This window comes from Methylobacterium sp. WL64, from assembly GCF_008039945.1.
GTDB lineage: Bacteria > Pseudomonadota > Alphaproteobacteria > Rhizobiales > Beijerinckiaceae > Methylobacterium.
The window spans coordinates 1-9574 of sequence record NZ_VRVA01000161.1 but is presented as its reverse complement, the minus strand read 5'-3'; the positions used below and the strand labels follow the sequence as shown (position 1 = coordinate 9574).

8 protein-coding genes and 1 pseudogene are annotated in these 9574 nt (G+C 69.1%); 3 read left to right on the top strand and 6 right to left on the bottom strand.

Annotated elements, in window-relative coordinates; translation table 11 throughout:
- Positions 1-172 precede the first annotated feature (172 nt).
- Positions 173-1762 carry a methyl-accepting chemotaxis protein gene (locus tag FV242_RS30660; RefSeq protein ID WP_147941554.1) on the top strand — a complete coding sequence of 530 codons (1590 nt, stop codon included), beginning with the start codon at positions 173-175 and terminating at the stop codon, positions 1760-1762.
- Between the two features lie 323 nt (positions 1763-2085).
- On the opposite strand, the gene FV242_RS30655 is transcribed toward FV242_RS30660, so the two are convergent.
- Positions 2086-2439 (bottom strand): hypothetical protein, encoded by a 354-nt coding sequence (locus tag FV242_RS30655; protein ID WP_147941553.1) that lies wholly within the window; start codon positions 2437-2439, stop codon positions 2086-2088.
- Positions 2440-3040: 601 nt separating this feature from the next.
- Positions 3041-3843: pseudogene (locus tag FV242_RS30650) on the bottom strand (pentapeptide repeat-containing protein).
- A gap of 183 nt (positions 3844-4026) precedes the next feature.
- On the opposite strand from FV242_RS30650, the gene FV242_RS30645 reads away from it, so the two are divergent.
- On the top strand, positions 4027-4701 hold the full coding sequence (locus FV242_RS30645; protein ID WP_147941552.1) for a Crp/Fnr family transcriptional regulator: 675 nt from the start codon (positions 4027-4029) through the stop codon (positions 4699-4701).
- 51 nt (positions 4702-4752) lie between these two features.
- Here FV242_RS30645 and recF read toward each other — a convergent pair whose 3' ends face one another.
- The 3 genes from recF to dnaN all read right to left on the bottom strand — a co-directional run bounded on the left by recF (position 4753) and on the right by dnaN (position 7565).
- Positions 4753-5889, bottom strand: coding sequence for a DNA replication/repair protein RecF (recF, locus tag FV242_RS30640; protein ID WP_147907573.1), 1137 nt, complete (start codon positions 5887-5889; stop codon positions 4753-4755).
- 290 nt (positions 5890-6179) lie between these two features.
- Complete coding sequence (locus FV242_RS30635; protein WP_147907572.1) at positions 6180-6431, bottom strand: type II toxin-antitoxin system ParD family antitoxin; 252 nt, start codon at positions 6429-6431, stop codon at positions 6180-6182.
- A 12-nt stretch (positions 6432-6443) separates the two neighbouring features.
- Positions 6444-7565, bottom strand: coding sequence for a DNA polymerase III subunit beta (gene dnaN, locus FV242_RS30630; protein WP_147907571.1), 1122 nt, complete (start codon positions 7563-7565; stop codon positions 6444-6446).
- Between the two features lie 221 nt (positions 7566-7786).
- On the opposite strand from dnaN, the gene FV242_RS30625 reads away from it, so the two are divergent.
- Positions 7787-9097, top strand: a complete 1311-nt coding sequence (locus tag FV242_RS30625) for an MFS transporter (RefSeq protein WP_147941551.1) — start codon at positions 7787-7789, stop codon at positions 9095-9097.
- Positions 9098-9115: 18 nt separating this feature from the next.
- Here the strand turns inward: FV242_RS30625 and FV242_RS30620 are convergent, their stop codons facing one another.
- Positions 9116-9337 carry a hypothetical protein gene (locus tag FV242_RS30620; RefSeq protein WP_147941550.1) on the bottom strand — a complete coding sequence of 74 codons (222 nt, stop codon included), beginning with the start codon at positions 9335-9337 and terminating at the stop codon, positions 9116-9118.
- Between the last annotated feature and the right edge of the window lie 237 nt (positions 9338-9574).

The window sequence follows — 9574 nt, the reverse complement described above, 5'->3', positions numbered from 1 at the left end:
ATCCGGACGCTGCAGCCGCAGCACCAGTTCGATCAACTCCTCGCGGCTCAGCCGCTCAAGATCGGTACGAACCATCCCACGAGGGAATCAGCGAAACCCAACCCGCGCAAGGGGGTGGGTAATTACGATCGGCGTCATTGTCGGCGGCTGCGTCTGGTACGCTCAGTCACGCATGAGCCAGATCGACGACGCCTACAGCGCGTTCATCAACGACGAGGCCGTCGCCGTAGCCGAAGGCCGGCGCCTCAACCGATTCGTCTTCGAACTCAACTACTTCGTCTATCGGATCATCGCCGAGACCGACGCGGACCAGATCCGGACCGCCAACGCGGGGTTCGAGGCCGCAGTGCCGAACCTGAAGGAAACGCTCAAGTCGCTGCGCGACCACGCGCCCAGTTTCGCGCCGCGCATCGACGCGCTGGCGATGCGAATCAACAAGTTCCTCACCGACGTCACCGAGGTGCGCCGCCTCGGCACCAGCAACCAGAACGACCAGGCGATCGCCCTGGTCCATTCCGCGATCGATCCGACCTTCTCGACCCTCATGGTCGACGGCAACGCGCTGTCCAACGACATCAACGACTTCATGCAGAGGGGGTCCAACGACCTGTCGGCCAAGACCGATGCCACGCGCCTCAGCCTGATGATCGTCAGCGCCCTCGGGATGCTCGCCGGCGCTGTCCTGGCCGCGTTCATCGCGATGGTCGGCATCACCCGGCCGCTCGACCGCCTGGTCGCCGTGCTGCAGCGGATGGCGAAGGGCGAGATCGAGGCGGAGATCAAAGAGGCAGCCCGCAAGGACGAGATCGGCGCCGTCGGCAAAGCCGTGGAGGGCATCAAGGCGATGGTCGCCCGCAAGGCCGCCGAGGAGGCCGAGGTCCGGCGGGTTGCCGAGGAGGCGGCAGCGGCTGCGCGCAAGCAGACCATGCTGGAGCTCGCCGACGGGTTCGAGCGCGCCGTCGGCGGCATCGTCGGCCTGGTTTCGTCCTCGGCGACGGAGTTGCAGGCGACCGCCCAGTCGATGACGGCGAGCGCCACCCAGACCGCCACCCAATCCACCACGGTGGCCGCCGCCGCCGAGGAAGCCGCCGCCAACGTCCAGACCGTGGCCGCCGCCGCCGAGGAGCTTGGCTCGTCGGTCCAGGAGATCGGCCGGCAGGTACTCGGATCGGCCGGACTCGCCCAGTCGGCGGTCGGCGAGGCGGACCAGACCCATCATCTCGTGCAGGCGCTCAGCCAGGCGGCGACCCGCATCGGCGACATGGTCGGCCTGATCTCCAACATCGCCGGGCAGACCAACCTGCTGGCCCTGAACGCCACCATCGAGGCCGCCCGCGCCGGCGAAGCCGGCCGCGGCTTCGCCGTGGTGGCCTCCGAGGTGAAGGAGTTGGCTGCGCAGACCGCAAAGGCCACCGAAGAGATCAGCCAGCAGATCGGGCAGATCCAGGGCGTGACCGGCCAGGCCGTCACGGCGATCGGGGGCATCACGGCGCGCATCCGGGAGATCGACTCGGTGGCGACCTCGATCGCCGCGGCCGTCGAGGAGCAGGGCGCCGCCACGCAGGAGATCGTCCGCAACGTCGCCCAGGCCGCCACCGGCACCAACGAGGTAACCAGCAACATCGCCGGCGTGGCCCAGGCCTCCGAGGATACCGGCGCCGCCGCAAGCCAGGTGCTCAACGCCGCCGGAGAGCTGTCGCGTCAGTCCGAGCACCTGGGCGCCGAAGTGTCCCGCTTCCTCTCCACCGTGCGGGCGGCGTAACGCACCCGTCCCCTCTGCGGGCTACGACCTTCAAAGATCGGCTCTCATTGGGCTGACAGGCCCCGCTCCCGAACGGGAGCGGGGCCTCGCGCCTCGTCCGCCACCGCTGCGTGAATCCGCCGGTCCCAGCGGTGGGGGAGACGCACTCGGGGCCGGCCTTGGCCCGGGTGCAGCAGCGCGCTCCGTGAACAGCGTAGCCCGCACGAGTAGACGGCAGAGCCACTCGCCGCTCTCGATGCATCGTCGAACGCGGCGCAGATCATAGGGCCGGCGCGGGCAAACTGCGCGTTCAGGCCCTATCCACCCGCTCCACGTCCGCTCCCTCAGCCGAGCGCGGCGCCGTTCCCGGCGAACTCCCAGACCGGGACGCCAGCCTGCTGGTCGAACCTGTTTCCCGACCCCGAGCTGATGGTGAACCTGACCCTGTGCAGCTCGAGCCGATACACCGCTCGGCCGTCCACCATCAGCGCGCCGCACCGCTTGGTCCGACGTGTGCCGAAGTGGGGGTCGACGCCGAACAGATCGGCCGTCGTCCAACCGAGCCCGTGCGCCTCGTCGCCAAATCGTTCGATGAAGTCGAGGGCGCTGTGCCGGAGCCGCACCCAGCGCTCCACCGCCAAAAAGCGACAGGGTGAGCCCTGCGTCGGCATCGCCGCGATCGAATCGCGCCAGAGCACAACAGGGCTCGGGCGGATAGCGGCGTCGATGGCTGTGCACATATTATTATAATACGACAGAAGCTACGCATTAACCATGTGAGCTGTCGCCAATCCATCTGATTTTGAGCTTATAAAAATTTGACGCTGGCTTTAACATGAGGAATTTTTCGGCCGATATTTATCGTAACGGAAGCTTGACAAACATAGGTTCCTTATAACCGACAACGTTGCTGCGCAATAAGACAACTGCCGGTTGATTGTGGTAGAAATTTCCCGCCTTGGACCGGGTTCGGATAATGTATTCTCCTGGCCCACGCGGTAGCGGCGGTTCGGACCAAGAGCGCCGGCGCTTCCAAGATGTCTGCGGCCCTCGGGACCCAGGAATTGGCTGGTGGTGCTCGGGCTGTGCCGCGTCGGTGCTGACACCACCCGGATCATCCCGAGGCCGCGTCGCGAAGCCCGGTGATGATGCGCATTCAAGCATCGTTCCGAACGGTGGCCGCCCACTCTCAGAAAACGACGATGCGGATTGAGGACCGCGCGCGTCGTGCCGGTTCTGAGATCCGGTACGATGCGCGAAAGGCCGTCTCGGCGGTGAGAGCTCTGGTGAGCGCTCCGGTCAGGGTGCCGCGCGGGTGACGACGGCCCGGTCGGCGTTCACGCGTCCGGCCCAGTCCTTGGCGCGGTCCTGAACCTTGAGGTCGATCAGCCGGGCGCCGCTGACATCGACGTTCTTGAAGTCCGTGCCCGCCACCGTGGCCCCGGTCAGGTTTGCCCCGGACAAGTCCGAGCCCATCAGCACGACGTCGGTCAGGTCGGCATCCTTCAAGTCGGCGTATTCCAGGCGCGATCGCCCGAGGTTGGCCCCTTGAGGTTCGCCCCCGTGAGATTCACCGAGGTGAACACCGCCCGCATCAGCCCCATGGACTGGTTCTTGATGTCGGCGCCGCCCTTGAGGTCCACGAGCGTCGCGCCGCTCATATTGGCGCCCTTGAAGTCGCCGATCGGCCTGGACCGGCTGAGGTCGGCGCCGGTGAGATCGGCATCCCGTGCGGTGATGCCGAACATCCTGGCGTCCGCCAGCTTGGCGCCGGACAGGTCGGCCTTCATGAACCACGCCTGTTCGAGGTTGGCATCGCTGAGGTCGGTGCCGCGCAAATTGGTCTTGTTCAGGCGCGCGGTCCGCAGGTTGGCCCCATGCAGGTTCAGCCCGGACAGGTCGAGGCCGGACAAAGCTTTGTCGTGCAGATCGATCGGCTTGCCATCGGCGGCCGCGATCATCGCCTCGACGTCGGCGCGGCTCATCTCGGCCTGTGTCATCGCGGGCGAGGCCATGTCGGCCCCGAGCAGCAGATCCTGCTCGGCCGTGGCCGGACTGGCGGCGAGTGTAGCCAGCATGACGCTCAGGGCGAGGCGGCGCATCTTTTCACTCCCATCGGGGGCCGGGCGGAGCCGGCCCCGTATCGTGTTGGTTGGGCCGCGATGCTATGCCGGGCCGCCGAACCCGGTCGGTGACCCAGGTCACACAAGTCCGGCACGGTGGGAGAAAAACGCAACGCGCGCCGGACGATCCGCCATCGTCGCGGCCGGAGGGTGACGCCAGCCATGACGGACGCGCAGATGGTCGAGCGCTGGATCGACCGGTTTCCGCTGATGCGCGCCCTCAGCCCCGCGCACCTGCAACTCGCCCGGGGCACCGTGCAGTTCCCGGTGCTGGAGACGGGTGCCACCGCGTACGAGCTCGATGGCGAATGCGCTAACTACCTGATGTGCCTGGACGGGCGCACGCGCGTCTTCCGAATGTCGGAGGCCGGACGCGAGGTGCTGATTTACAAGGTCGGCCCGGGCGGCACCTGCGCCCTGACCACGCAATGCCTCCTGTCCGGCGGCACCTTTCCGGCGGAGAGCGTGGCCGAGGAGCGGACCCAGCTGGCGGCGCTGCCGGTGGGCTCGTTCCAGCACCTGATGGACGACAGCGCGGCCTTCCGCAGCTTCGTCATGGACGACTACACGCGGCTGATGTCCGGCCTGTTCACGCTGATCGACGCGGTCGCGTTCGCCCCGCTCAAGCAGCGCCTGGCCCAGCGGATCCTGGCCGAAGCCGATCCCCGGGGCGTCGCCATGGTCACCCACCAGACGCTCGCCGACGACGTCGGCAGCGTGCGCGAGGTGGTGAGCCGCATTCTCGCGCAATGGGCTGAGGCCGGCCTGATCGAGCTCCGGCGCGGCGCGATCGAGGTCGTCGACCGCGCCAGCCTGGCCGCCGCGGCCCGGCGGTGACGCGCGGCGCGCTCCCTCCGCTCTAACTAGAGCGGTCGGCCGCGATCCCGATCACCCCCCGATCCGCAGCACCTCCGTCCGGTCGCCCGCCTGCGCGAAGGCGGCCGGGTCGGCACCGGTCATCCAAACCTGCCCGGGGAGGGCGTCGAGGGCCTCGAACAGGCCGGCCCGGCGGCGCGGATCGAGATGCGCCGCGACCTCGTCGAGGAGAATCATCGGAGCAATGCCGCTCATCGCGCGCACCAGGCGGGCATGGGCCAGGACCAAGCCGATCAGCAGGGCCTTCTGCTCGCCCGTGGAGGCGGTACCGGCCGGGACGTCCTTTGGGCCGTGGCGGACCACGAGATCGGTGGTCTGTGGCCCCGTGAGGGTGCGGCCGGCGGCGCGGTCGCGGTTGCGGCCGTTGCGCAGGGCGAGCCGGAAGCGATCCTCCGCCTCGATCGCCGGCCAGACCGCCACCAAGTCGTCGAGGTCGCCCTCCAGGCGGATCGACGCCCAGGGAAAGGGCTGGGAATCGTCGCGCGTCTCGGCGATCAGCCGGTCCAGGCGCTCGGCGGTCTCGCGGCGGGCAAGCGCGACCGCCACCCCGAGTTCGGCCACCTCCCGCTCCACGGCGTCGAGCCAGCGGCCGTCGTCGGGCCGGTCCTCCAGCAGCCGGTTGCGCGAGCGCAACGCCCGCTCCATGGCAGAGACCCGGGCACCGTGGCCGGAATCCACTGCGAGTACGAGGCGGTCGAGGAAACGCCTGCGGTCGCCGGCGGCGCCACGGAACAGGCCGTCGAGATCCGGCGTCAGCCAGACCACCCGGACGAACTCGCTGAACGCCACCGGCGAGGCAGCGGGGGCGCCGTCGATGCGGCAGAGCCGGCTCGTGCGCCCGTCCGGCCCCGGCGGCTCGAGACCGGTGCCGAGGCGATGCTCCGCGCCGTCGCGATCCAGGGTGAGCGAGACCGCGAAGCCCCCCGGGCCGTCGACGCGCGCCATGGCGGCGAACTCCGCCCGGCGCAGGCCCCGGCCCGGCACGAACAGCGAGATCGCCTCGAGCAGGTTGGTCTTGCCGGCACCGTTCTCGCCGACCAGCGCGACGAAGCGGGCGCCGGGGTTGAGTTCGAGGTCGGCGTGGTTGCGGAAGTCGCGGGCGATCAGCCGGGTCAGGCGCGTGGATCCAGCGGCGTCGAGTTCACTCATAAGGCGGCAAGGTGGAGCGATCGCGCTCTGAATGCAGCACGCGCCCGATCGAAATGCGGTCGCCGGGAATGCGATGAAGGATCAGGCAAGATCGGAATATGAGGATCCGTACAGTGAGAGCAATCTTCGGCGCGGGCCTGTCCGTCATCGGCTAACGACCGAGCGACGGACTTCGGTCGAATCGCGCAGCTCCGAGACGCAGCTGCCGGCGCGCGTCTGATTGTCAGCCACGATGACGGCACCGATTGCGCGCAGATCGGTTCGGGCTCGTCGTGACAAAACGACCGGCTTCAAGGGCCGGCCTTTTCCATGGCGGCATAGCGCGCGCCCAAGGCATCCGGCCTGACGTCGAGCGGCTCATCATCTCCGCTCTCGATGCCCTTCCGCCAGGCCTCAGGCATCGTCGCGAGGCGATCCTCGTGCTGGAGCCGCAGCGCGACGCCAGCCGCGATCCCTTCCTGCGGCGAACCGAAGCGACCCGCCGTGATCAGACGATCGCGCAAGGCTTCCCGAGTTGGATCGAGGATCACGGCGTTCGGCATGACAGCCTGCGACTACACCCGCATCGGCATCAGCACGTACAGGGCCGGCGCGCCCTCGCGATCCTGGATCAGGGTCGGCGAGCCCGGGTCGGCGAGCTTGAACAGGGCGGTGTCGCCCTCAAGCTGCGCGGTGATGTCGAGCAGGTAGCGGGCATTGAAGCCGATATCGAGGCCGGCGGCCTCGTAATCGACGTCCAGCTCTTCCGTGGCGCTGCCCGAATCCGGGTTGTTGACCGAGAGCGCCAGGCGCCCCTCGGTGAGCCCGAGCTTCACGGCGCGGCCGCGCTCCGACGAGATCGTCGAGACCCGGTCCACCGCCTTGGCGAAGGCGTCGCGCTCCACGGTCAGCCGCTTGTCGTTGTTGGCCGGGATCACCCGCTGATAGTCCGGGAAGGTGCCGTCGATCAGCTTCGAGATCAGGGTCAGGCCGCCGGCGAAGCGCAGGCGGATCTTGGCGGGAGACAGGTCGACCGCCACGGTCTCGCCGCCATCGTCCAGGAGCTTCTGAATCTCGGCGACCGCCTTGCGGGGCACGATCACCCCCGGCATCCCGACGCTGCCTTGCGGGGCCGGGATCTCGACCCGGGCGAGGCGGTGGCCGTCGGTGGCGACCGCGCGCATCACCGGGCCGGCCTCGGACTCCAGCGTGTGCAGGTAGATGCCGTTGAGGTAGTAGCGCGTCTCCTCGGTGGAGATCGCGAACTGCGTCTTGTCGATCAGGCGCTTCAGGTCGGCGCTCGCGATCTCGAACCCGTGTGGCATCTCGCCGGCGGCCAGATCCGGGAAGTCGCCCTCCGGCAGGGCGCCGAGCGCGAACCGCGACCGGCCCGAGCGGATCGTCATCTGGCCGGATTCACCGCCGGTCTCCAGCGAGACCTGGGCGCCGTCGGGCAGCTTGCGCACGATGTCGTAGATCACGTGCGCCGGGACCGTGGTGGCGCCGGGATCGGCCACGTCGGCCGGCACGCTCTCGGTGACCTCGATGTCGAGGTCGGTCGCCCGGAGCTGGAGGCTCGATCCCTCCGAACGCAGCAGCACGTTCGACAGGATCGGGATCGTGTTGCGGCGCTCGACGACCCGGTGCACGTGGCCGAGCGACCTGAGCAGGGCCGCGCGCTCGACGGTGACTCTCATCGCGATACTCAAGTGATGGGGGAGGGCACCGCGGCCGGCATCCCTCTCGAAAACAGGCCGATCAGCTTGGCGAAGGGGACGGTCGAACGCAAGGCCGCCGCAGCGGCATCGCACAGCTACGCCGCCGGCTGGTGGGATTCAGGGTTCCCGCCGGAGCCGCCCCGTGCGAAAGCGCCGCGCTCAACCTGAAGCAGCACCGGCCGCCCGAGTTCCGTCAGACCATGCCGCACAATGTCGAGACCGCGAGCCCGCACGCCGCTGCACCGAGCGCCAGCCCCGGCCGCATCCTGGCCGCGAGCTTCGTCGGCACCGCGATCGAGTTCTTCGACTTCTACATCTACGCGACCGCGACCGCCCTGGTGATCGGCCCGGTCTTCTTCCCGTCGGGGGCGCCTGGGGTGCAGCAGCTCAGCGCGTTCGCGACCTTCGCGATCGCGTTCATCGCGCGGCCGTTCGGGGCGGCTTTGTTCGGGCATTTCGGCGACCGGGTCGGCCGCAAGGCGACGCTGGTCGCCTCGCTGCTGATCATGGGCCTGTCCACCGTCCTGATCGGCTGCCTGCCGACCTATGCCACCGCGGGCTGGTGGGCGCCGGCCGCGCTGTGCATCCTGCGCTGCGGCCAGGGGATCGGGTTCGGCGGCGAATGGGGCGGGGCGGCCCTGCTGGCCGTGGAGAACGCACCGCCGGGCAAGCGCGCCTGGTACGGCATCTTCCCGCAGCTCGGCGCGCCGGTCGGCTTCATCCTGGCCAATCTCGGCTTCCTCTGCCTCAGCTTCGGCCTGTCGCCCGAGAGTTTCCAGACCTGGGGCTGGCGCCTGCCGTTCCTGGCCTCCGCCGCCCTGGTCGGGGTCGGCCTCTACGTGCGCCTGAAGCTCACCGAGACGCCGGCCTTCAAGGCCGCGCTGACCGACGCGAAGCCCGAGCGCGTGCCGTTCGCCACGATGCTGACCCAACACGGCGGCTCAGTACTAATCGGGACCTTCGCCATGGTGGCGGTCTACGCCGTGTTCTACCTCTCGACGGTGTTCGCCCTGGGCTACGGCACCGGCACGCTGGGCTACAGCCGCCCGACCTTCCTGATGTTCGAGTGCATCGCGGTCTGCTTCATGGCACTCGGGACCGTGATCTCGGGGGCTGCCGCCGACCGGTTCGGCCGTAAGCCGGTGCTGCTCTCCGGAATGGCCGCGGTGTTCGCCCTCGGCTTCCTGATGGGTCCGATGCTCGGGAACGCCGCCTCGGCCGGGACCTGGCCGCCGGTGCTGGGCTTCCTGTGCCTCAGCCTGCTGGCGATGGGCTGGGTGTTCGGCCCCATGGGCGCGGTTCTGCCGGAACTGTTCCCGACCCGGGTGCGCTACACGGGAGCCTCGGTCACCTACAACCTCGCCGGGATCCTGGGCGCCTCGGGGGCGCCCTACATCGCCCAGGAGCTGGCGGCCTATGGCGGGATCGGTTTCGTCGGATTCTATCTCGCGGCTGCCGCCGTGCTCAGCTTCGTCGCCGTCCTGGCCATGCGGGAAAGCGCGTACGATTGAGGAAGAGGGGTTCGCCCCTCACATGCGGGCTTGGGCGGCCGGCTCGTAACGGCCGAGGAACCGGGTCCGGTCCCACAGCTCGATCGCCTCGTCCGTGGCCATGGCCCGGGCGCGGCGGCGGGCCTGCGTGTCGTCGGCGGCCGGCACGATCTCGGCCGAGAACACGCGGCCGGCCCGGTCGAGCTTGAACGCCCGGTAGGCGCGGTTTCGCTGAGCGGTCTGGGCGTCCAGGTTGAGCATCGGATCCTCCTCGGAGCCCGACCCTTCCCAAAACTGGTTAACCGTCCGTCAACGCGTGATCTCAGGTGCGCTTGTCGAGGGGCCGGCCCAGCAGGCGCGCGAACTCGGCCTCGATCTCCTCCACGGAGAACGGGTTGCCGGCGGCCTTCGGCTCGGGCCGTGGCGGCGCGGCGGGTGCAGCCCGCGGCGGCGGCGCGACAGGCGCCGGAGGTGGCGTCGGCTCCACGGGGGATGGTG